General features: G+C 67.8%; 19 protein-coding genes and 1 pseudogene. 5 read left to right on the plus strand and 15 right to left on the minus strand.

What is annotated here, in order from left to right:
• Nucleotides 1–44 precede the first annotated feature (44 nt).
• From sufD to WKI94_RS04045, 7 genes are all read right to left on the minus strand, one after another.
• Nucleotides 45–1340 carry a Fe-S cluster assembly protein SufD gene (gene sufD / locus WKI94_RS04015; protein ID WP_337844489.1) on the minus strand — a complete coding sequence of 432 codons (1296 nt, stop codon included), beginning with the start codon at nt 1338–1340 and terminating at the stop codon, nt 45–47.
• A gap of 51 nt (nt 1341–1391) precedes the next feature.
• Complete coding sequence (gene sufB / locus WKI94_RS04020) at nt 1392–2798, minus strand: Fe-S cluster assembly protein SufB (RefSeq protein ID WP_337844490.1); 1407 nt, start codon at nt 2796–2798, stop codon at nt 1392–1394.
• Entirely contained in the window at nt 2795–3547 is a 753-nt protein-coding gene (gene sufC / locus WKI94_RS04025; protein ID WP_337844491.1) for a Fe-S cluster assembly ATPase SufC, read from the minus strand. The genes sufB and sufC overlap by 4 nt, the downstream gene beginning before the upstream one ends.
• 84 nt (nt 3548–3631) lie before the next feature.
• The gene (locus WKI94_RS04030) at nt 3632–6394 is read right to left on the minus strand and encodes a tetratricopeptide repeat protein (protein WP_337844492.1); all 2763 of its coding nucleotides are present in this window, start codon (nt 6392–6394) and stop codon (nt 3632–3634) included.
• Between the two features lie 93 nt (nt 6395–6487).
• Nucleotides 6488–7804, minus strand: a complete 1317-nt coding sequence (gene aceA, locus WKI94_RS04035; protein ID WP_337844493.1) for an isocitrate lyase — start codon at nt 7802–7804, stop codon at nt 6488–6490.
• Between the two features lie 171 nt (nt 7805–7975).
• Nucleotides 7976–9310 carry an FAD-dependent oxidoreductase gene (locus WKI94_RS04040; RefSeq protein ID WP_337844494.1) on the minus strand — a complete coding sequence of 445 codons (1335 nt, stop codon included), beginning with the start codon at nt 9308–9310 and terminating at the stop codon, nt 7976–7978.
• A gap of 38 nt (nt 9311–9348) precedes the next feature.
• A complete protein-coding gene (locus WKI94_RS04045) occupies nt 9349–9627 on the minus strand; it encodes an NIPSNAP family containing protein (RefSeq protein WP_337844495.1) in 279 nt (92 codons plus the stop codon).
• A 32-nt stretch (nt 9628–9659) separates the two neighbouring features.
• Between WKI94_RS04045 and alaS the strand changes: the two genes are divergently transcribed.
• Genes alaS through mltG form a run of 4 tightly spaced genes read left to right on the plus strand, consistent with a single transcriptional unit; the run spans nt 9660 to nt 14361 of the window.
• On the plus strand, nt 9660–12284 hold the full coding sequence (gene alaS, locus WKI94_RS04050) for an alanine--tRNA ligase (RefSeq protein ID WP_337844496.1): 2625 nt from the start codon (nt 9660–9662) through the stop codon (nt 12282–12284).
• A gap of 20 nt (nt 12285–12304) precedes the next feature.
• Nucleotides 12305–12988, plus strand: coding sequence for a hypothetical protein (locus WKI94_RS04055; RefSeq protein WP_337844497.1), 684 nt, complete (start codon nt 12305–12307; stop codon nt 12986–12988).
• Nucleotides 12969–13376: a Holliday junction resolvase RuvX gene (gene ruvX / locus WKI94_RS04060; protein WP_337844498.1), complete on the plus strand. Its 408-nt coding sequence runs from the start codon at nt 12969–12971 to the stop codon at nt 13374–13376. The genes WKI94_RS04055 and ruvX overlap by 20 nt, the downstream gene beginning before the upstream one ends.
• Complete coding sequence (mltG, locus tag WKI94_RS04065) at nt 13360–14361, plus strand: endolytic transglycosylase MltG (RefSeq protein ID WP_337844499.1); 1002 nt, start codon at nt 13360–13362, stop codon at nt 14359–14361. Before ruvX ends, mltG begins: the two co-directional genes overlap by 17 nt.
• Before the next feature lie 109 nt (nt 14362–14470).
• Here mltG and WKI94_RS04070 read toward each other — a convergent pair whose 3' ends face one another.
• Complete coding sequence (locus WKI94_RS04070) at nt 14471–15328, minus strand: sugar ABC transporter permease (RefSeq protein ID WP_337844500.1); 858 nt, start codon at nt 15326–15328, stop codon at nt 14471–14473.
• 3 nt (nt 15329–15331) lie between these two features.
• Nucleotides 15332–15820, minus strand: coding sequence for a bioflim formation protein (locus WKI94_RS04075; RefSeq protein WP_337844501.1), 489 nt, complete (start codon nt 15818–15820; stop codon nt 15332–15334).
• Between the two features lie 37 nt (nt 15821–15857).
• Here WKI94_RS04075 and WKI94_RS04080 point away from each other — a divergent pair, with 37 nt between their 5' ends.
• Nucleotides 15858–16559, plus strand: coding sequence for a hypothetical protein (locus WKI94_RS04080; protein WP_337844502.1), 702 nt, complete (start codon nt 15858–15860; stop codon nt 16557–16559).
• Here the strand turns inward: WKI94_RS04080 and carA are convergent.
• From carA to WKI94_RS04110, 6 genes and pseudogenes are all read right to left on the minus strand, one after another.
• Complete coding sequence (gene carA, locus WKI94_RS04085) at nt 16556–17731, minus strand: glutamine-hydrolyzing carbamoyl-phosphate synthase small subunit (RefSeq protein WP_337844503.1); 1176 nt, start codon at nt 17729–17731, stop codon at nt 16556–16558. The two genes, WKI94_RS04080 and carA, sit on opposite strands and share 4 nt — an antisense overlap.
• Before the next feature lie 10 nt (nt 17732–17741).
• Nucleotides 17742–17900, minus strand: coding sequence for a hypothetical protein (locus WKI94_RS04090; protein WP_337844504.1), 159 nt, complete (start codon nt 17898–17900; stop codon nt 17742–17744).
• Nucleotides 17901–17910: 10 nt separating this feature from the next.
• Nucleotides 17911–18441: an N-acetyltransferase gene (locus tag WKI94_RS04095; protein ID WP_337844508.1), complete on the minus strand. Its 531-nt coding sequence runs from the start codon at nt 18439–18441 to the stop codon at nt 17911–17913.
• A gap of 1 nt (nt 18442) precedes the next feature.
• On the minus strand, nt 18443–19837 hold the full coding sequence (argH, locus tag WKI94_RS04100) for an argininosuccinate lyase (protein WP_337844505.1): 1395 nt from the start codon (nt 19835–19837) through the stop codon (nt 18443–18445).
• Nucleotides 19827–21029: an argininosuccinate synthase gene (locus WKI94_RS04105; protein ID WP_337844506.1), complete on the minus strand. Its 1203-nt coding sequence runs from the start codon at nt 21027–21029 to the stop codon at nt 19827–19829. The genes argH and WKI94_RS04105 overlap by 11 nt, the downstream gene beginning before the upstream one ends.
• 12 nt (nt 21030–21041) lie before the next feature.
• Nucleotides 21042–21447, minus strand: a pseudogene (locus tag WKI94_RS04110) (integrase core domain-containing protein); the annotation flags it as partial.

The following is a 21447-nucleotide window of genomic DNA, read 5'->3' on the forward strand; positions in this document are numbered from 1 at the left end:
GCCTACACTCCCGCTCCCCATGGCGGCCTAGGCCGCCATGGGACCTAGAAGCGCACCTTCTCCTCTATCACCGCCTCCAGGTGGGCCCTTAGGGCCTTCAGGGGGATACGGGCCAGGACATCCCCCAGGTGGGCCTTGACCAAAAGCTCCTGGGCCAAGGCCCGGGATAGGCCCCGGGACTGGAGGTAGAAGAGCTGGGTCTCGTCCACGGGGGCGGTGGTGCTCCCGTGGGTGCAGCGCACGTCGTTGGCCCCGATCTCCAGCTGGGGGATGGAGTCCACCCGGGCGGTGGGGGAGAGGAGGAGGTTGCGGTTGGCCTGGTAGGCGTCCGTCTTCTGGGCCCCCTTCTCCAGGCGGATGAGGCCGGAGAAGACCGCGCGGGCCTCGTCCTTCACCGCGCCCTTGTAGAGAAGGTCGGAGCGGGTGTGGTGGGCGGTGTGGTGCTGGAGGGTGTAGTGGTCAAACTGTTGCACCCCGTGGGCGAAGTAGAGCCCCAGCATTTCGCTTTCCGCTCCCGGGCCCAAAAGCTCCGAGGCCACCTCGCTCCGGGCGTAGCGCCCTCCCAGGTTCGCCACCAGGTCGTTGAGCCCTGCGTCCCGCTCCAGGAGGGCCCGTTGCCTATGGAAGTGCCAGACCCCCTCCCCAAAGGTCTCTATGTGGGCGTGGCGGAGCCTTGCCCCCGGGCGGAGGACAAGCTCCGTGGCGGAGAGGTGGAGGGTGGGGGGGAGGTCTTCCGAGAGGTACTCCTCGATGTAGGCCGCCTTGGCGTTGTCCTCCAGGACGATGAGGGTCCGGCCCGCGGAGGCCACGCCCCCTTCGCTCAGGTACTTGAAGACCCCAAGGGGCCGGTCCACCTCCAGGCCGGGGGGTACGTAGAGGAAGGCCCCGTGGGTGAAGAAGGCGGCGTTTTGGGCCGCGAACTTGTCCTCGGTGAAGACCGCCTGGAAGAGGGCCCCCTCCACCTTCTCGGGGTGGGCCTTGAGGGCCTCGGCCAGGGAGGTGAAGACGAGGCCTTGGGCTTTTAGCTCCTCCGGGACCTCAGCGTAGACCAGGTCCGGCCCCACAAAGACCAGGAAGGCGGCGGCGTCCGTCTTTTCCAGGCGCCTTTTCACCGCCATGGGGAGCTCGTCCTGGGAGAGCCTAAGCCCCTGGGGCGCCTCGAGGGCCACTTCCAGGGGGGCTTCGGAGAGGTCGGTGTACCGCCAGGCCTCGTCCTTGCGGGAAGGGTAGGGGAGGCGGTGGAAGGCCTCCAGGGCCTTTAGCCTCGCCTCCAGGAGCCACCCGGGCTCGTTAAGCCTTTGAGAAAGGGTTTCTACGGCGCTTTTGTCCAGAACCTGCATGCTGCCTCCAGCAAAGCCCCCGCCCCTTAAGGGGCGGGGGAAGGGGGGCTTTTAGCCCACCGAGCCCTCCATCTCCAGCTCAATGAGCTTGTTGAGTTCCACCGCGTACTCCAAGGGAAGCTCTTTGGCGATGGGCTCAATGAAGCCCCGGACAATGAGGGCCGCGGCCTCGTCCTCCTTTAGGCCCCGGGTCTGCAGGTAGAAGATCTGCTCGTCGTTGATCTTGGAGACCGTGGCCTCGTGGCCCACGTGGGCCGTTTCCTCCTCTATCTCAATGTAGGGGTAGGTGTCCGTGCGGCTCTCCTCGTCAATGAGGAGGGCGTCGCACTCCACGTTCACCTTGGCGTGGCGGGCCCCCTCCATCACCTTCACCAGGCCCCGGTAGCTGGCCCGGCCCTCCCCCTTGGAGATGCTCTTGGACACGATGGTGCCCGAGGTGTGGGGCGCGGCCAGAATGATCTTGCCCCCGGTGTCCTGGTGCTGGCCCGTCTTGGCGAAGGCGATGGAGAGGATCTCCGTACGGGCCCCAGGCTCCAGGAGGTAGCTGGAGGGGTACTTCATGGTGACCTTGGAGCCCAGGTTCCCGTCCACCCACTCGTGGAAGGCCTCCCCGTAGACCAGGGCCCGCTGGGTCACCAGGTTGTACATGTTGGTGGACCAGTTCTGGATGGTGGTGTAGCGGCTCCTCGCCCCCCGCTTCACCACGATCTCAATGACCCCGGTGTGGAGGCTTTCCGTGGAGTACATGGGGGCGGTGCATCCCTCGATGTAGTGCACCTCAGCCCCCTCATCCACGATGATGAGGGTGCGCTCAAACTGGCCGAACTCGGGGGTGTTCACCCGGAAGTAGGCCTGCAAGGGGAGCTCCACCTTGACCCCCGGGGGGATGTAGACGAAGGAGCCCCCGGACCAGGCGGCGGAGTTCAAGGCGGCGAACTTGTTGTCCTCCGGGGGGACCACCTTGGCGAAGTACTCGCGGAAGAGGTCCTCGTACTTCTTCATCCCCTCCTCTATGGCCACAAAGATGACCCCTTGCCGCTCCAGCTCCTCCTTCACCCGGTGGTAGACCATCTCGGAGTCGTACTGGGCCCCCACCCCGGCCAGGACCTTGCGCTCCGCCTCGGGGATGCCGAGCCGCTCGTAGGTTTTGCGGATCTCCTCGGGGATCTCCTCCCAGCTCTTGGCGTCCCGCACCTCCGCAGGCTTCACGTAGTAGACCAGGTCGTCCAGGTTCAGCCCCGAGAGGTCCGGGCCCCAGGTGGGCATGGGCTTCTTCTGGAAGATCTCAAAGGCCTTAAGGCGGAACTTCCGCATCCACTCGGGCTCGCCCTTGTGGTAGCTGATGGCCTCGATGACTTTTTTGGTCAGGCCCCGCTCGGCCACGTACACGGGGCGGATCTCGTCTATGAAGTGGTACTTGTACTCCTCCCCGATGTTTTTCAGCTCCAGCTCGCTCATGCCCCCTCCTTGACCTTCTCCTTAAGCCACTCGTACCCCTTGGCCTCGAGCTCCAGGGCCAGCTCCGGGCCACCTTCCGCCACCACCCGGCCGTCCAGCATCACGTGGACCCGGTCGGGGACGATGTAGTTGAGGAGCCGCTGGTAGTGGGTGATGACCAGGGCGCCGAAGCCGGGCCCCCGCATGGCGTTCACCCCTCGGGCCACCACCTTGAGGGCGTCGATGTCCAAGCCGGAATCCGTCTCGTCCAGAACGGCGTAGGTGGGTTCCAGGACCAAAAGCTGCAGGATCTCGTTCCGCTTCTTCTCCCCGCCGGAGAAGCCCTCGTTGAGGTAGCGGGAGAGGTAGCTCTCGTCCCAGTCCAAAAGTTCCAGGGCCCGCTTCACCTTGCCCCAGAACTCCGCCACCCCCACCTCCCGCCCCAGCCGGGCCTGGAGGGCCAGGCGCAGGAAGTTGGCGATGGTTACCCCGGGGACCTCCACGGGGTACTGGAAGGCCAGGAAGAGCCCCTTCCTCGCCCGCTCGTCTGGGGAGAGCTCCAGGATGTTCTCCCCATCCAGGAGGATCTCCCCCCGCTCCACCGTGTACTCGGGGTCCCCGGCCAGGATCTTGCCCAGGGTGCTCTTCCCCGCCCCGTTGGGGCCCATGAGGGCGTGGACCTGGCCTTTGGGCACCACCAGGTTCACCCCCTTGAGGATGGTCTCGCCGTCAATGGAAGCCCAGAGATCGCGGATTTCCAGCTGGTTCATGCCCATCTGCCTCCTTAGGGCCGCTCTTGTTGCGACCCACTTGCAGTAAGAGTATAGCCCCCTGCCCTAAGAAAGTCTAGTGATTTAGTAGGGATTTGCCAGGGCGAAGCCCAGGGTCTCGGGGAGAGCCAGGGGGGTCTCCTGTAGGCGCCCCTTAAGCTCCGGGCAGAAGCGGCCCAGGGCCCGCCCCAACTGGAAGCGGAAGGGGCGAGGCAGGCCCCCTTGGGCGGCCTCCTGCACCTTGGCCCAGGCCGCCTCCTTCTCCCCAAGGCCCAAGAGGGCCAGGACCTCCACCGCCCGGGCCTGGGCCTGGAGGCCGGGGTCCTCCAGGGGGGGGAGGGCCACCACCTGGGCCAGGGCCTCCCCGTAGGCCCCCTTGCGGGCCAGGATCTCCGCGTAGCCCAGCCGGGCCTGGGCCCGGAGATAGGGGTTTTCCAAACCCAAAAAAGGCCGCAAGAGGCCAAGCCCCTCCTCGGGGGGGAGGAGGAGGGTGAGGAGGCTTGCGGTGTCCAGCCTTAGGGCGGTGTACCGGTCCGTGGCCTCCTCGGGGATGGCGGTGAGGAGTGCCCCTAGGAGGCGCTCCGCCTCCTCGGCCCTAAGCCCCCCCAGGAAGGGCGGGCGATAGGGCTGGCCCGCCTCCAGGAGGAGGTAGGCCGCCCCCAGGCGGAAGAGGGTGCGGAGGTGGCGGTAGCGGGCCTCCTTGGGCCTTTCCTTAGTGGTGCGGAAGTAGCGCTCCGCGGCCTCGAGGTGGGCCAGGGCCTCAAAGGGGTGCCCCCGGGCGGCCTCGAGGATGCCCGCCTCGCTTTCCACCCGCGCCCGGGTGAAGGGGTCCTCCGCCTCGGAGAGGGCCTGGAGAAGGGCCCGTTCCGCCTCCTCGTAAAGCCCAAGCCGCCTTAGGAGGGTCCCATAGCGGGCCCGCACCCGGGCGATCTCGTCCCTGGGGGCCCCCGCCTCCTCCAGGGCCTTGAGCCCCTCCTCCATGCGGGCCTTGGCCTGGGGGTGCCCCAGGCGCATAAGGAGGTCCCCCATCTGGTAGCGGGCCCGGCCCAGGAGGAGGGGGTCATGCCCCACCTTTTCCAGGGCCAAAAGGGCCTCCTCGTAGCGGCCCAGGTCCTTGGCCACCAGGCCCCGCCAGAGCTGCACCCGGTCCCGTAGAAAAGGGGCCACAGGGAGACGTTCTGCGGCTTCCGCGTAGGAGGCTGCCCGTTCGTAGTCCCCCTTCCAGCGCTCCACCGCGGCCATGACGAGAAGCCCCTCCGCCTGCCCGGTCTCATCCAGAAGGTTCAGATCCTGGAGGGGAGGGAGGAGCTCCTCCGCCTCTTTGTAAAGCGCCGCGTCCGCCTTGGCCTCCGCGGCCTTGATGCGGGCCCAGGCCCTAAGGGCGGGGTCTTCCGCCTCCTTGAGGAGGGCCAAGGCCTCTTCCGCCTCCGGGTGGGCGTACTGGCCCAAGACCGCCCGGTAGCGCACCACCACCGCGGCCAGAGCCTCCCGGGCCTCCCTGGGCCAGGCCTGGGCCTCGGTCCAGAGGCCCGGGAGGAGGGCCAGCCGCGCTGGGTCCTCCTCCAGGGCCTTTAGGAGTACCCCCCAGGCCCCCGCCTTGCGGGCGTGGTAGAGGCGGCGGAAGAGGTGGTCCTCGGGGAAGAAGCTTAAGGCCAGGAGGTGGAGCTCCTTGGGGGTTTCCTCAGGGAGGAGGCTCCGGAGCGCGGGGCGCACCAGGCCCTCCCCCACCCACTCAAGGAGAGCCCGCTCTGCCTGGGAGAGCTTTTCCAGGGGGCGGCCCAGGGCCTTTTCCAAAAGCGCTGCGGGGAAGGCGGGGTCGGCCTCGGGGCTGAAGGCGGAGAGGGCCAGGAGGAGGGGCCGTAGGGCGGGGTCCTCCTGGAGGGGGGTCTTGGGGTCGTGCTTGGCGGCCTCCAGGAGGACCAGCCGGGAAAGCTCCCCGAAGTTCCGCCCCGCCTGGTTCACCAAGGCCTCCACCCTTTCCGGTGGCAGATGGGGGAGCCTCTCCCGGACGAAGCGCCGGGCCTCCTCCCGGCTTGGGGGGGAGAGGGGCTGGTAGGGGAGGGTGGGGGGCGGGTCGGAAAGGGCGGCCAGGTAGGGGATTCTCAGGGCCTTCAGGAAGGGCTCCAGCCAGGCGGATAGCCCTTTCTGCACCCCGTCGGGCCCTCTTAGGGGAAGGCCTTCTAGGGTGCCCTCGGCCTCTGCCCTAAGGAGGAGGGGCCGGCCCGCACGGTTTAGGCCCTGGGCCAAGGTCTCCAGCACCTCCTTCTGCAAAGCCCCCTGAAGGAGGTAGGGCTGGGTGGGGGAGAGCTGAGAGAGGAGGCCCTGGATCTCCACCCCTAGAGCCTCCGCCAAGGGGATGAGGGCCTGGGCCAGCTCCCCTCCTAGGTTCAGGAAGAAGGGCTCCTCCGGCAGGGCGGAAAGGGCCCTTTGCACCGCGGAGAGGAGCACCCCCTTCCCCGTGGCCGGCCCCCCCACCACCACCAGCTGGGGCCGGCCCCCAAGCTCCAGTTCCCGGAGGAAGCGTCGGAAGATGCGCCGTTTGTCCCGGCCCAGGGCCCGCCGGGCGCTTTCCAGGAAGAGCTCCCCCGGAGGGGGCGGGGGCTTCAGGCCCACTTCCCGGTAGAGGTCGGCCAGGAGGTCGTAAAGCCTTTCCTTTTCCTCCAGGCTCCCCAGGTCCTTGTAGAGGATGTTCCGCACCGTCCCCGCCCGGCCCCCCCGCTCGCTTATGAGGGCCTCGAGCCAGCGCAGGGAGCCCCGCTTCCCCCGGTGGTCTCTTCCCTTGAGGTAGGGGCGGAGCTCCTCCAGGTAGCGCAGCCAGGGTGTAGGTTCTGGGGATTTCGTTGTCATATTATCTACACTGTAGCAAAGTTTTGGCTAAAACGCCATAAAGGGATGTAAGGAGGGCCGCCCCTAGGGGCGGCCCTCCCATTCACGGACGGCTTAGTGGACGGGCTCGTTGAACTGGGCTTCTTCGGTGGAGCCCTTCAGGGCCAGGGTGGAGGCCTCTCCTCCGGTGAGGGCCAGGACCACCTCGTCAAAGTAGCCCGCCCCCACCTCCCGCTGGTGCTTCACCGCGGTGAAGCCCTGGGCCTGGGCCAGGAACTCCCTCTCCTGGAGCTCCACGAAGGCGGGCATGCCCCGGGCCTTGTAGCCCTTGGCCAGCTCCCAGATGTGGTAGTTCAGGGCGTGCCAGCCCGCCAGGGTGATGAACTGGAACTTGTACCCCATGGCCCCAAGCTCCCGGTTGAACTTGGCGATGGTCTCCTCGTCCAGGAACTTCTTCCAGTTGAAGGAGGGGGAGAGGTTGTAGGCGAGGAGCTTGTCCGGGAACTCCCGCTTCACCGCCTCGGCGAACCTCCTGGCCTCCTCCAGGTCGGGCTTGGAGGTCTCCATCCAGAGCACGTCCGCGTACGGGGCGTAGGCCAGGGCCCGGGCGATGCCCGCCTCAATCCCGTTCTTCACCCGGTAGAAGCCCTCGGGGGTGCGCTCGCCCTTGAGGATGAAGGGCTTATCCCGCTCGTCAATGTCGCTGGTGATGAGGGTGGCGGCCTCGGCGTCGGTGCGGGCGATGATCACCGTGGGCACGCCCATGATGTCCGCAGCCAGGCGGGCCGCCTGGAGGGTGCGGATATGCTGGGCGGTGGGCACCAGGACCTTCCCCCCCAGGTGGCCGCACTTCTTCTCGCTGGCCAGCTGGTCCTCGTAGTGGATGCCCGCGGCACCGGCCTCGATCATGGCCCGGGTGAGCTCAAAGACGTTCAGCGCTCCTCCAAACCCCGCCTCCGCGTCGGCCACGATGGGCGCGTACCAGTCCCGGGTCACCTTGCCCTCGGCGCGCTCGATCATGTCCGCCCGCATGAGGGCGTTGTTGATGCGCTTCACGATTTGGGGCACGGAGTTCGCCGGGTAGAGGGACTGGTCGGGGTAGGTCTGCCAGGCCAGGTTGGCGTCCGCGGCCACCTGCCAGCCGGAGAGGTAGATGGCCTCGAGGCCGGCCCGCACCATCTCCACCGCCATGGCCCCGGTGTAGGCCCCGAAGGTGTGCACGTAAGGCTGCTCATGCAGGAGCTGCCACAGCTTCTCCGCCCCTCGCTTGGCCAGGGTGTGCTCCACCTGGACCGAGGGCCTGAGGCGCACCACGTCCTCCGCAGTGTAGTCCCGCCTCACCCCTTTCCAGCGGGGGTTTTCCGCCCACTCCTTCTTCAGGGCCTCGGCCTCCTTCTGCATCTCTGGGGGAAGGACCTTCAGGGGTTCCATGCCTCCACCTCCCAAGAACCAGTTTGGGCTGGGTGGGGTTTCGGTGTAGGGTGTAAAGCCCAGCCTCCCACACGGCCGGGGAGTGTGAAGACCAAAAGCCTACACCAAAAATAGCGGGCGCCCTGGGCCCTTTTCCTTGGGCCCCTGCCCGGGCAAGCTTCGGTGGGCTACCTAGCCCCTGGCCTGCTGGGCGGCGATGAGGAGGGGGTCCCACACGGGGCTAAAGGGGGGCGCGTAGGCCAGGTCCAGCCCCATGAGGTCCTCCACCGTGCCCCCTTGGTGGAGGAGGGCCGCCAGCACGTCTATCCGCTTTACCGCCTGCCCCCGGCCCACCACCGCCCCGCCCAAAAGGCGGCCTGTCCCCTCCTCGTAGACCAGCTCCACCCAAAGGGGGGCGTGCTCCGGCCAGTAGTGGGCGCTGTCCTCCGCCCGGATGAAGACCTTCTTGGCCCGGAAGCCCTCGGCCAGGGCCCGCTCCAGGGAAAGCCCGGTGGTGGCCACCCCCAGCCCGAAGACCTGGAAGACCGCGGTCCCCACCACCCCGGCAAAACGGGCTTCCTTGCCGGCGATGACCGCCCCCGCGGTGCGCCCGTGCTTGTTGGCCACGTCCCCCAAAGGGAGCCAGTAGGGCCTCTTTAGGAGGAGGTGGCGGCTTTCCGCCACGTCCCCCGCGGCGTAGACCCCTTCCAGGTTGGTCCGCATCCGCTCGTCTGTGGCGATGGCCCCCGTGGGCCCCAGGGCCACCCCCATGGCCTGGGCCAGGGCGGTGTTGGGGCGCACCCCCACCGCCAGGAGGACCAGGTCCGCGGGCACCACCCCCTCCGTGGTCTCCACCGCCTCCACCCGGCCCATCCCCCGGAGGGCCAGGGCCCGGACCCCGGTCCAGACCTCCACCCCGTGCCGGGAGAGCTCCTCCCGCGCCAACGCGCTCACCTCCGGGTCCCACTGGGGCAGGGGCCGGTCCTGGACCTCCAGGAGGGTCACCTCCAGCCCCCGCTTGCGGAAGGCCTCCGCCACCTCCAGGCCGATGTACCCCGCCCCTAGGATGGCGGCCCTTTTTGCCCCCTTAAGGGCGGAAAGAAGGGCCGCCCCGTCCTCCATGCTCCTCAGGGTGTAGACCCCCTCCTGCTCCACCCCAGGCACGGGAGGGATCACGGGCCTTGCCCCCGTGGCCAGGACCAGGTGGTCAAACCGGTCCTGGAAGGTGCGCCCCTCCTGGTGGCTGTAGACGGTGACGGTGCGGAGGGCGTAGTCCACGTCCACCACCTCGTGCCGGGGATAGACCAGGACCCCCTGCTTCCGGAAAGCCTCCGGGGTGCGGGCCACCAGGGCTTCCAGTTTGGGAATCTCCCCCGAGAGCACATAGGGCAGGCCGCAGGCCCCGTAGGACACCCACCCCGACTTCTCGTAGACCACCACCTCCAGCCCGGGGTTCTCCCGCTTGGCCTTGGCCGCGGCGGAAGCCCCCCCCGCCACGCCCCCCACCACCAAAAGACGCGTACCCATGGGGGTATTCTGCCATACCCCCTGGGGGGCGGATGTCCCTAAAGGGGCAGGGCCTCCACAAAACGGGTCTCCATGGCCTCTATGAACTGGGCCGGGTTCACCTTCTTCCTTTCGGGGTGCTCGTAGTAGGCCTTTTCCGCCTCCTCAAAGTCCTCGTGGGCCACGAACCACAAGAACTCCCGCTCGGAAAGCCAGTAGGCCCCAAGCACCTGGAACCCGAGGGCCCGCCTTAAGGGGACGATGACCCCCAAAAAGACTTCCTGAAAGCCCTCTTTGGCCCCCTCCTTTAGGGTGTAGCGGCGCATCTCTACCCTCATGCCTCCACTTTAAGGCCCCTATAATCGGTAGTATGCGCACGGCCGAGATCCGGGAAGCCTACCTCTCTTTTTTTGAGGAAAAGGGCCACTTGCGCCTGCCCTCCTTCAGCCTGGTGCCGGAGAATGACCCTTCCCTCCTCTTCACCTCCGCGGGGATGGCCCCCCTAAAGCCCTACTTCCTGGGGGAACGCCCCCTCTTCGGGGGCAAGGAGTGGCGGCGGGTCACCACCTGCCAGGAGTGCCTCAGGGTGGGGGACATTGAGAACGTGGGGCGCACCGCAAGGCACAACACCTACTTTGAGATGCTGGGGAACTTCTCCTTCGGGGATTACTTCAAGAAGGAGGCCATCCAGTGGGCCTGGGAGTTCCTCACGGAGCGCCTCAAGCTGGACCCAAACCGCCTCTGGGTCACGGTCTTCCAGGACGACGACGAGGCCTACGCCATCTGGCGGGACCTGGTGGGGGTCCCCGAGGAGCGGATCGGCCGCTTTGGGGAGGAGGAGAACTACTGGCCGGGGGGAGCCATCACCCATGGGCCCAACGGGCCCAGTGGCCCCTGCTCGGAGATCTTTTACGACCGGGGGCCCCTTTTCGGCACGCCGGACGAGACCGGCCCCAACACGGGTAGCGGGGACCGCTTCGTGGAGATCTGGAACCTGGTCTTCACCCAGTACGACCGCCAGGGGCCCATCCCCGGGCCCGGCATTCTGAAGCCCCTCCCCCAAAAGAACATTGACACCGGCATGGGCCTTTACCGCATGGCGGCCATCCTCCAGGACGTGGAGGACTTCTACCGCACGGACACCTTCTTCCCCCTCATTGAGAAGGTGGTGCGCTATAGCGGCCGGCCCTACGAGGGGAAGGCCTCCGTGCCCCACCGGGTCATCGCCGACCACATCCGGGCGGTGGTGGCGGCCCTTTCCGATGGGGTCACCTTCTCCAACACCGGGCGGGGCTATGTGGTGCGCCGTCTCCTCCGCCGGGCCCTACGCTTCGGCTACCTCCTGGGGATGGAGGAGCCCTTCCTCCACCGCCTGGCCCCCTTGGTGGCGGAGCTTCTCGGGGACTTCTACCCGGAGATGCGGGAGCACCTCGAGGCCACGGTGCGCCAGATCCGCCTGGAGGAGGAGCGCTTCCTGGAGACCCTGGAGGGGGGGTTAAAGCGCCTCGAGGCCCTCCTTTCGGGCCTGAAGCCGGGGGAGGTGCTCCCCGGCCGGGAGGCCTTCCGCCTCTACGACACCTACGGCTTCCCCCTGGACCTCACGGTGGAGATCGCCGCGGAAAGGGGCTATGGGGTGGACACCGAGGGCTTCCAAAAGGCCATGGCCGAGCAGCAGGAGCGCTCCCGGGCTTACATGGCCTTTGAGCGGGAGATCTTCAAGCGGGGCGCGGAGGCCCTGGAGGAGCTTTACGCCGAGCGGGGGGCCACGGAGTTTTTGGGCTACACCGCCTTGGAGGGGGAGGGGGAGGTCCTCCTCCTCCTCGCAGGGGGCCAGGCCCTCTCCGAGGCCGGCCCCGGCACGGAGGTGGAGGTGGTGCTGGACCGCACCCCCTTCTACGCGGAAGGGGGCGGGCAGATCGGGGACTTTGGCCTTTTGGAGTGGCAAGGGGGCCGGGCCCGGGTGGAGACCACCCTCAAGACGGAAAAGGGCCTCCACCTCCACCGGGCGCGGGTGGAGGAAGGGGTGTTGCGGGTGGGGGAGAGGGTGCGGGCGGTGGTGGACCCGAGGAGACGGGACACGGAGCGCCACCACACCGCCACCCACCTCCTCCACGCCGCCCTAAGGGCCGTCCTTGGCCCCCACGTGCGCCAGGCGGGGAGCCTGGTGGCCCCGGATCGGCTCCGCTTTGACTTCACCCACCCCGAGGCCCTGAAGGGAGAGGAGCTTGAGGGAATCGAGCTTTTGGTGAACCGCTGGATCATGGCGGACTTCCCCGTGACCTGGCGCTACCTCCCCCTGGAGGAGGCCAAGAAGGAGGGGGCCATGGCCCTCTTCGGGGAGAAGTACGGGGAGGTGGTGCGGGTGGTGAGTGTGGAGGGAAGCCCCTCCAAGGAGCTTTGCGGGGGCACCCACGTGCGCCGCACCGGGGAGATCGGGGCCTTTTTCATCGTGAAGGAGGAGGCGGTCTCCGCGGGGGTGCGCCGGATTGAGGCCGTGGCTGGGGAAGGGGCGGTCCGCTTCGCCCGCGGGGCCTTGAACCGGCTCAGGGCCTTGGCGGAGCGCCTCGAGGTGGGGGAGGGCGCCCTGGAGGAAAGGTTGGAGAAGCTTCTTCTTGAGCTCAAGGCCAAGGAGAAGGAGATCCAGAGCCTAAGGGTCCGGCTGGTGCGGGCCGAGCTCAAGGAGGGGGTGGCCCTCAAGGAGAAGGGGGGCCTCCGGTATGGGGGGGCGGAGCTTCCCGGGCTGGACGTGGCCGCCCTGCGCCAGGCCGCGGACGACCTGGTGGCGAGGGGGGCGGACGTGGCCTTGGTGCTTTCCGAGGGACAGGCGGTGTTGAAGCTTTCCGAGGGCGCGAGGGCGCGGGGCCTCGAGGCGGGCGCCCTCTTCCGGGCCCTCCTGGAGCGGGCGGGGGGCCGGGGGGGCGGGAAGGGCGCCTTGGCCCAGGGGGCGGGGCTGGATGCGGGGAAGGCCTTGCAGGCCTTGGAAGAACTCCTGTAGGCCTGGGGTAAACTGGGGGCATGCTCCTAGGTCTTCTGGCGGTTCTCCTCGCCTGGATCCTCTTCGGCCTCACCCTGGCCCGGTACACCCGGCGCCCTTCCTGGCACAACGCCCTCTACAGCCTCGGCCTCTTCCTCTTCGCCCTGGCGGTTTCCGCCGAGCTCCTGGCCCGGTTCCAGGGGGCTTGGACCCCTGGCCTTTACCGCCTCTGGTACCTCACGGGGGCCATGCACGGCGTGACCTTACTGGGCCTGGGGAGCCTGGCCCTTTTGAACCCCAAGGGGGCCCGGGGGCTTCTCCTCTTCCTTTCCCCCCTCATCCTATACGGGCTTTTCCTGGTTCTCACCGCCCCCCTGGACCTCACCCGCCTGCCCACCCCTTACGCCCCTTCCGGGGCGGCCTTCCCGCCCCCGGGCCTCGCCTCCCCAAGGCTTTGGACCATTCCCTTTAACCTCCTCGGCACCCTCCTCATGGCCGGGGTGGCCCTCTACACCACGGCGCTCTTCTGGTGGAAGAACCCCTTGAGGGCCCAGGGGACGGCCCTGGTCTTCCTCTCCGCCCTGGTCCTGGCCTCCACCAGCACCCTGAACCGCTTTGGGGTGGTGGGCCTGGAGGAGCTGGGCCGGGCCCTCGGGGTGGGCCTCCTCTTCCTGGGGGTGGTCCTGGCCGACCGGAGCGTGGCCTATGCGGGTGGGCGCGCTTGACGTGGGCCGGGCCCGGATTGGCCTCGCGGTGGGGGAGGAGGGGCGGCCCTTCGCCTTCGGCCGGGGGTATCTGGTGCGGCAGGGGTTGGAAAGGGACGTGGAGGCCCTCTTGGATTTCGTGCGGCGGGAGGGCTTGGCTAGGCTCGTGGTGGGCCTCCCCTTGCGCACGGATGGGGGCCTGAGCCAGGAGGCCCAGGGGGTCTTGGCCCTGGTGGAGGCCCTAAAGGCCCGGGGGGTGGAGGTGGTCTTGCTGGACGAGCGGTACACCACCAAGCTGGCCGAGCGCCGCCTCAGGGAGGCCCCAAGGCGCCTAAAGCAGGACAAGGGCAAGCTGGACGAGATGGCCGCGGTGGTGCTCCTGGAGGACTACCTTGCCCGAGGGGCCTAGGGCCTGGCTTTGGCGGGGGCTGGTGGGGCTTTTCCTCACCTTCTTCCTCCTCCTCCTCTACGCCCTGTGGCTTCTTGGCCCCACGGGGAAGGAGGCCACCCTGCGCATCCCCAAGGGGGCCACGGCCCAGGAGGTGGCCCGCCTTCTGGAGGGGGCGGGTCTGGTGCGTTCCGCCTACCCCTTCGCCGCCTACCTGCGCTTTTCCGGGAAGGCAGGGAGGCTGGTCCCCGGGGCCTACCGGCTTAAGGGGGAGGGGGCCTTCCGCCTGGCCCGGGCCCTCACCGGGGGGGTGAAGCCCCTCACCGTCACCCTCACCTTCCCCGAGGGGCTCCGCGCCCAGGACTACGCCCAGCGGCTGGAGGGGGCGGGCCTTCCCGGGGAGGCCTTCTTGGGGCTCGTGGAGGACCCCGGCCCCCTCAAACCCCCCTTTGTGGAGGGGCGGAGCCTCGAGGGCTACCTCTTCCCCGCCACCTACACCTTTGACCACCTCTCCACCCCGGAGGAGCTGGTCCGGGCCATGCTGGAGCGGTTTGAGAAGGAGTTGACCCTCGAGGTGGAAAGGGCCCTTAAGGATCTTGGGCTTTCCGTCCACGCCTGGGTGACCCTGGCCTCCATCGTCCAGCTGGAAGCGGGGGCTGAAGCGGAGATGCCCTACATCGCCGGGGTCTTCCTAAACCGCCTGGAACGGGGCATGCCCCTGCAGGCGGACCCCACCGTGGCCTACGCCCTGAATAAGCCCCTCCCTGCCCTGGACCGGGGGGCGGGTGACTTCGCCGTGGACTCCCCCTACAACACCTACCGCTACCCGGGCCTGCCCCCAGGGCCCATCGCCAACCCCGGCCGGGCGGCCCTCCAGGCGGTCCTAAACCCCAAGCGCCAGGACGAACAAGGCCGCCCCTACCTCTACTTCTTCCACGCCAGGGGGCGGATCTTCCTCAACGCCGACTTTGAGGGCCACCTCCAGGACCTGGCCCGCCACCGCTAGGGGGCGCTTAAGTACCCCGCCGAAGCTTTCGCTTCGGCGGGGGCCCCAGAAGGGGGGACTAGACCGCCTTGTCTCCGAGCCCCATGAGGATTTTTCAAGGCCGAGGCGCCTAGTCTTCGGAGCGGAGAAGCCGAAGCTGGGCGTAGGCGAAGAGGAGGGTGAGGAGGAGGATGACCACGGTGACCGCCGCGGCGTAGCCCAGGCGGAAGTTCTCAAACCCCGCCTCGTACAGGTAGTAGCCCAGGACCCGGGTGGCCCCGAAGGGCCCCCCCCGGGTGAGGAGGAAGACGGCGCTATAGGACTGGAGGGCGAGGACCGTCCCCACCACCACCAGAAAGGCCAGGGCGGGCCTTAGGAGGGGAAGGGTGACGTAGCGGAAGGCCTCCCAGGGCCCCGCCCCGTCCACATAGGCCGCTTCCAGGAGGGTTTTGGGGATGGCCTTGAGCCGGGCGGAGGCCACCAGGACCCCGTACCCCAGGTGCCGCCACAGGGTGAAGAGGACCACCACCGCCAGGGCCCAGAACCCGTCCCGGTCCCAAGGGGGGATGGGGAGGAACTGGGCCAAGGCCCCGTACTCTGGGGTGAAGAGGGTGTACCAGCTTAAGGAGGCCCCCCCCAGGGTGACGATCCCCGGCAGGAAGAGAAGGCTTTTGGCCAGGCGCTCGTAGCGCGCCCCCTCCAGGGCCAGGGCCAGGGCCACGGAAAGCACCAGGAAGAGGGGGAGGGCCAGGAGCATGAACTTCAGGGTGACCCAGAGGCTGCCCCAGAAGGCCGGGTCCTGGAGGAGGTGGGCGTAGTTCTTAAGCCCTACGGGCTTGGGCTCGGAAAGCCCCGACCACTCCCAAGTGGAGAAGCGCAGGACGTCCAGGAAGGGGTAAAGGACGAAAAGCCCCAGGGTCCCTAAGGCGGGGAGGGAGAAGAGGAAGAGGGGAAGGCGCTTCCCGGCGCGGCCCAGTCCTTTAGCCATGGGCTAGAAGAGGTAGAGGAGGCTTAGGCGGAAGGGGTAGCGGTCGGAAAGGGCGACCTCCAGGGCCAAAGGCTCCAGGTAGAACCTAAGCCCGAGGCCGTAGACCAGGTGAAGCCCCCCCTGGTACCCAAGCCCCAGCCGGGCGGAAAGGGCCCCGCCGGGGAGCTCCAGGCTGAAGAGGGGCCCCAGGTGGACCCCGAAGGGGTAGCGGAGGTCCAGGCCAAGCCCTAAGGAGGCGTAGAGGCCTTCCACCACCAGCCCCGGGAAGAGGTTGGCCTTGAAGAGGGCCTCCCCTTCCGGGCTTGGGTCTAAGAGGGCCTCGAGGTCCAGCCCCGTGTCCAGGCCTAGGGGGCTGAAGGGCAGGAGCACCCCCCCCTGGAGGTAGACCCCCCGGTCCGGGGCGTACCCGAGGCCGAAGGCGGTTTCCGGGTAGGCGGGGGTCTGGGCCAAGGCCAAGGCGAGGAGGAGGAGGGCACCGAAGAGCCGCTTCATATCCCCTCCATCCTACCAGAGGCCGTACAATGCCCCCATGGTGCCCTTTTCGCTTGAGGCCGCCACGGGGCTTCGCCCCTTAAGGGAACTCCCCCTCCTCGTCCTGGTGGGCCTCACCGGGGTAGGGAAGAGCACCCTGGTGGAGGCCTTGGGCTTTCCCCGCCTGCCGGACCGGCGGGAGCTGGTGGACCTTTACGTCCTCCCCCGGTATGGGGCAAGACCTCCCCTCCCCCGGGAGGAGCGCTTCCGCCTCACCCGGCGCTTCCTCGAGGAATTCCCAGGTGGGGTGGCCCAGGTCCTGGCCCAGGGGTACGCCCCCCCCACCTGGCCCCTCCTCTTTGACGGCCTAAGGGGGGAAAGGGAGGTGGCCTACGCCCTAGAGGCCCTGCCCAAGGCCCGGTTCGTCCTCCTCCACGCCCGGGAGGCCACCCGCCTAAAGCGCCTCCTCGCCCGAAAGGATGCCTTTGACCGGGTGGGGCTTGCCCCCGAGGAGGCCGAGCGCCTGAGGGCCCTCGCCGAAGGGGTCCTCACCCCAGAGGAGCTGGAGGAGGCCCTGGCCCTCGCCCCCCTGGAGGAGGTCTTGGCCAAGCTCAAGATCGTGGCCGAGGAGAAGCGTAACTACGACCCCGAAGGCCCCCTTCGCCTTCTTGAGGGCCACCCCCGGGCCCTCATCCTGGACACGGAACGCCTCCGCCTCGAGGAGGAGGTCCAGCGGGTGCGGGCCTTTTTTGGGCTTTAGACGCCGAAGCCGTCCGCCCTTTGCTTCTCCACCGGCAGCCCCGTGCCCCCGTGGAAGGCCTCCACCTCCTCCAGAAAGCGGCGGAAGAGGTAAAGGGCATCGTGGGGGCCGGGGGCGGCCTCGGGGTGGTACTGCACGGAGAAGACGGGGTAGCGCACGTGGGTCATGCCCTCCAGGGTCCCGTCGTTCAGGTTCACGTGGGTGGGCTTGAAGTCCTTTAGGGAGTCGATGTCCACCGCGTAGCCGTGGTTTTGGCTGGTGATCTCCACCTTGCCCGTCTGCAGGTTCTTCACCGGGTGGTTGGCCCCCCGGTGGCCGAACTTCATCTTGTAGGTGCGCCCCCCCGCGGCCAGGGCCAAAAGCTGGTGCCCCAGGCAGATGCCGAAGGTGGGGAGAAGCCCCATGAGCTTCCAGATGGTCTCGTGGGCGTAGCGGGGCATGGAGGGGTCCCCAGGGCCGTTGGAGATGAGAAGGCCGTGGGGTTCCAGGGCCATGATCTGGCTGGCTGGGGTCTTGCCCGGCACCACGATGATCTCAAAGCCCAAGGCGGCCAGGTTCTCCACGATGGCGTGCTTGATGCCGAAGTCCATGACCACGAGGCGCCGCCCGGTCTTCAGGGTGGGCCAGGCGTAGGGGAGGGGGGTGGTGACCTCGGGGGTCATGTCCCGTCCGTCGATGTCCCGCCAGGCCCGGGCCTCCTCCTGTAGCGTTTTAAGCTCCTCCTCCGTGAAGGCGTGGTCGGGGGCGCCATAGAGGCTGGCGTGGGCGATGACCCCCTTCAGGACCCCCCCTTCCCGGATCTTCCGCACCAAGGCCCGGGTGTCTATGCCCTCCAGGCCCACCACCCCGTAGAACTCCATGAACTCCTTCAGGGTCTGCTGGGCGCGGGGGCTCGAGGCCACCCGGCTGAACTCCTTGGCCACGAAGCCCCGCACCCAGGGGCGGTTGGACTGCATATCGTAAACGTTCACCCCGTAGTTCCCCTGGTGGGGGTAGGTCATGACCACGATCTGCCCGTGGTAGCTGGGGTCGGTCATGATCTCCTGGTAGCCCGTCTGGGCGGTGTTGAAGACCACCTCCCCCACCGTCTTCCCCGGGGCCCCGAAGGCGTAGCCGTGGTAGACGGTGCCGTCTTCCAGCACCAAAACCGCGCGCTCCTTTGGTCCTGCCATTCTGCCTCCGTCAAGCCTCCCCATGGATGCCCACGGGCTTAAGGGCGATTTCCCCGCACGCTTGCCCCGAAGGAAGCCCCAGGACCTCCCCATAGGAGGGCCCCTCGTCTTCTAAAAGCCCGTGCCCTGCCCGGGCCATGGCCTCCTGGGGGCGGGTAAGGGGGCCCATCCCGTCCATTCTAGAAGGCGGTCTCCTTTGGGTAAAGCGCCTTCACCACCGCAATCTCCCGGCAGTTCTCGTAAAAGGGGCAGGCGTTGCACTCGCTCCACACCTTGGGGGGGAGGGCTTCCCGGGTGGTGACCTGGTAGCCGAGGTTGCGGAAGAAGCCCACCTGTAGCGTCCAGGCGAAGACCCGGGGCAGGCCCAGGTCCCGGGCCTCCCGCTCCGCCGCCAAAACCAACCAGCGCCCCAGGCCCTCCCCCTGCCTTTCCGGGTGGACGGCGAGGCCCCGGATCTCCGCGAGGTCGCGCCAGAGGACGTGCAGGGCCCCCGTGCCCACGATGTGGCCGTCCTCGTCCTCCAGGACGAAGAAGTCGCGGATGTTCTCGTAGAGGTGGCTGTGGCTCCGGACCAGCATCAGGCCCTTCTCCGCCCAGTAGCGGATGAGCCAGTAGATGGCGTCCACATCGGAAAGCCGGGCCTTCCTCAGCTCCACCCCCGCCCCCCGCCGCACCGCGGGGAGGGGGGTTGCCTGGGGTAGGGGGTTCAGTTCAAGCTCCTTCAAGCCCCACCTCCTTCTTGGCCTCCAAGACCCGTTCCCGCACCGCCTCCGGGGCTGTGCCCCCGTAGGACCTTCGCCGGTGGATGGCGGTCTCCAGCCGGAGGAGGGGGAGGGCGTCCTCGGCGAAGAGGGGGTGGTGGGCCTTTAGCTCCTCCAGGCCGAGGGCCTTTAGGGGGCGCCCCTCCTCGGAGAGCTTCCGCACCAGCCGCCCCACCACGTGGTGGGCCTCGCGGAAGGGGAGACCCTTTTCCGCCAGGTAGTCCGCAAGCTCCGTGGCCAGGGCGTACCCCTCCTCCGCCGCTTGCCACATGCGGGTCCGGTTCCACTTAAGCCCGGGAAGGAGGCTTTTCAGGAGCCTCAGGCTATCCCGGTAGGTGGCAAGGGCATCCAGAAGGGGTTCCTTGTCCTCCTGGAGGTCTTTGTTGTAGGCCAGGGGAAGCCCCTTCACCACCGTGGAGAGGGCCACCAGGGCCCCTAGGACCCTCCCCGCCTTGGCCCGGATGAGCTCCAGGATGTCCGGGTTCTTCTTCTGGGGCATGATGGAAGACCCGGTAGCAAAGGCGTCGGGGATTTCCACGAAGGCGAACTCCTCGGTGCTATAGAGGATGAGCTCTTCCGCCAGGCGCGAAAGGTGGAGCTGGCCGATGTTGAGGGCGGAAAGGACCTCCAAGGCGAAGTCCCGGGAGGCCACCGCGTCCAGGGAGTTGCGCATGGGGGCGCGGAAGCCCAGCTCCCGGGCGGTGAAGTGTCGGTCTATGGGGAAGCCCGTTCCCGAAAGGGCCGCGGCCCCCAAGGGGCTCTCGTTCAGCCTTTCCCGTGCATCCCTTAGCCGCCCCTCGTCCCGGCGGAGCATCTCGTAGTAGGCCAAAAGCCAGTGGGAAAGGAGGATGGGCTGGGCCCGCTGGAGGTGGGTGTAGCCGGGAAGGACGTGGAGGGGCTCCAGGTGCCGCTCCGCCTCGGCCACCAGGACCCGCCTCAGGGCCAGGACCTCTTCTAAGAGTTCGTCCAGGGCGCTTCGGAGGAAGAGCCTGAGGTCCGTGGCCACCTGGTCGTTGCGGCTCCGGGCGGTGTGGAGCTTGCCCCCCGGGGGGCCGATGAGCTCCGTGAGGCGGGCCTCGAGGTTCATGTGCACGTCTTCCAGCTCCTCCCGCCAGGGGAAGGTGCCCTCCTCAATCTCCTCCTCAATCCGCTCCAGCCCCTGGAGGATGGCCCTAAGCTCCTCCTCCGAAAGGAGGCCCACCTTCTGGAGCATGCGGGCGTGCACTCGGTTTTGGAAAAGGTCTTGCCGCCAAAAGGCCCGGTCAAAGGGGAGGGAGGCGTTGAACCGGGCCGCGAGGGCGTCCGGTCCCTCGCTAAAGCGGCCGCCCCAGGTCCTATGCGCCATGCCCTTGGCCCTCCACCAAGGCCCTGACCCTTAGGCGCAGGGCCTGGATCTTGATGAAGCCCTCCGCGTCCTTCTGGTCGTAGCCCCCCGCCTCGTCAAAGGAGACCAAGTCCTTGCGGTAGAGGCTCTTTCCCGCCTTCCGGCCCACCACGTAGGCGTTCCCCTTGTAGAGCTTGAGCCGGGCCACCCCGGTTGCCCCCTTGGCGATGTGGTCAAAGTAGGCCTGGAGGGCCTCCCGCTCGGGGGCGAACCAGAAGCCGTAGTAGACGAGCTCCGCGTACTTGGGGGCCAGCATATCCCGCTGGTGGAGGACCTCCCGGTCCAGGGTGAGGCTTTCCACCGCCCGGCGGGCGTGGTAAAGGAGGGTGCCCCCCGGGGTCTCGTAGACCCCGCGGGACTTCATGCCCACAAAGCGGTTTTCCACCAGGTCCACCCGCCCCACCCCGTGCCGGCCACCGATCTCGTTGAGCCTGGCCAGGAGGGCTGCTGGGGAGAGCCTTTCCCCGTTCACCGCCACCGGGTCCCCCTCCTCAAACTCGATCTCCACGTACTCGGGCTCCTCGGGAGCCTCCTCGGGGTCTCGGGTCATGCGGAACATGCCCTTGGGGGGCTCGGCCCAGGGGTCTTCCAGAACGCCCCCCTCGTAGGAGATGTGGAGGAGGTTGGCGTCCATGGAGTAGGGCTTTTCCTGGGTCACAGGCACGGGGATGCCGTGGGCCTGTGCGTAGGCGATCATCTCCTGCCGCCCCTGGAAGCTCCACTCCCGCCAAGGGGCGATGACCCGGATATGGGGCTTCAGGGCGTAGGCGGTGAGCTCAAAGCGCACCTGGTCGTTCCCCTTGCCCGTGGCCCCGTGGGCGATGGCCTCCGCCCCCTCCTCCTCCGCGATCCTCACCAGGTGCTTGGCGATGAGGGGCCGGGCGATGGCGGTGCCCAGGAGGTAGTAGCCCTCGTACACCGCCCCCGCGCGCATCATGGGGAAGACGAAGTCCCGCACGAACTCTTCCCGTAGGTCCAGGGCGATGGCCTTGGAAGCCCCGGTCCTTAAGGCCTTGAGGCGGGCCTCCTCCACCTCCTCCCCCTGGCCGATGTCCGCGGTGAAGGCGATGACCTCGGCCCCATAGGTCTCCTTCAGCCACTTCAAGATGATGCTGGTGTCCAGCCCGCCGGAGTATGCCAGGACGATCTTCATGCCGACCCCATTCTAGCCCCTCGAGGGGGCGTGCATAAGTATACGCTTTTTTCGCATCAAAAACAAGAGCCTGTAGTTGGCCAGCACATTTGAGACTCTGTGGGGACCCCCTCCTCCTTGAGCTTAGCCAGGAACTCCAAGGGCGCAAGACCCCCCAAAGCCCGGTGCAGCCTCCGCCCGTTGTAGTAGTCCAAATACGCATCCAACTCCCGCTGAAGCCCCTCAATCCCAGAAGGCAGAGGACGCGTGTAAAACTCGTCCCGAAACGCCCGCTGCATGCGCTCCACATGCCCATTCAACTTGGGACTCCGCGGAGGAAGCTCAAACAACCGGATGCCCAAACCCCTACAGGCCTCCTCAAACTCCGCCATAAACTCGCTACCCCCATCCACCTGCACCGCCCGGATGGGAAACGGAC

Source organism: Thermus sp., from assembly GCF_037444525.1.
In the GTDB taxonomy this organism is placed as follows: domain Bacteria; phylum Deinococcota; class Deinococci; order Deinococcales; family Thermaceae; genus Thermus.

Coding starts and splice junctions, on each gene's coding strand:
- sufB (WP_337844490.1), bottom strand. CDS start 2,798: ATGAGCGAGCTGGAGCTGAAAAACATCGGGGAGGAGTACAAGTACCAC.
- WKI94_RS04045 (WP_337844495.1), bottom strand. CDS start 9,627: ATGAGGGTAGAGATGCGCCGCTACACCCTAAAGGAGGGGGCCAAAGAG.
- WKI94_RS04090 (WP_337844504.1), bottom strand. CDS start 17,900: ATGGGCCCCCTTACCCGCCCCCAGGAGGCCATGGCCCGGGCAGGGCAC.
- carA (WP_337844503.1), bottom strand. CDS start 17,731: ATGGCAGGACCAAAGGAGCGCGCGGTTTTGGTGCTGGAAGACGGCACC.
- sufD (WP_337844489.1), bottom strand. CDS start 1,340: ATGCAGGTTCTGGACAAAAGCGCCGTAGAAACCCTTTCTCAAAGGCTT.
- ruvX (WP_337844498.1), top strand. CDS start 12,969: ATGCGGGTGGGCGCGCTTGACGTGGGCCGGGCCCGGATTGGCCTCGCG.
- WKI94_RS04105 (WP_337844506.1), bottom strand. CDS start 21,029: ATGAAGATCGTCCTGGCATACTCCGGCGGGCTGGACACCAGCATCATC.
- WKI94_RS04070 (WP_337844500.1), bottom strand. CDS start 15,328: ATGGCTAAAGGACTGGGCCGCGCCGGGAAGCGCCTTCCCCTCTTCCTC.
- WKI94_RS04030 (WP_337844492.1), bottom strand. CDS start 6,394: ATGACAACGAAATCCCCAGAACCTACACCCTGGCTGCGCTACCTGGAG.
- WKI94_RS04055 (WP_337844497.1), top strand. CDS start 12,305: ATGCTCCTAGGTCTTCTGGCGGTTCTCCTCGCCTGGATCCTCTTCGGC.
- sufC (WP_337844491.1), bottom strand. CDS start 3,547: ATGAACCAGCTGGAAATCCGCGATCTCTGGGCTTCCATTGACGGCGAG.
- WKI94_RS04040 (WP_337844494.1), bottom strand. CDS start 9,310: ATGGGTACGCGTCTTTTGGTGGTGGGGGGCGTGGCGGGGGGGGCTTCC.
- aceA (WP_337844493.1), bottom strand. CDS start 7,804: ATGGAACCCCTGAAGGTCCTTCCCCCAGAGATGCAGAAGGAGGCCGAG.
- WKI94_RS04075 (WP_337844501.1), bottom strand. CDS start 15,820: ATGAAGCGGCTCTTCGGTGCCCTCCTCCTCCTCGCCTTGGCCTTGGCC.
- argH (WP_337844505.1), bottom strand. CDS start 19,837: ATGGCGCATAGGACCTGGGGCGGCCGCTTTAGCGAGGGACCGGACGCC.
- WKI94_RS04080 (WP_337844502.1), top strand. CDS start 15,858: ATGGTGCCCTTTTCGCTTGAGGCCGCCACGGGGCTTCGCCCCTTAAGG.
- alaS (WP_337844496.1), top strand. CDS start 9,660: ATGCGCACGGCCGAGATCCGGGAAGCCTACCTCTCTTTTTTTGAGGAA.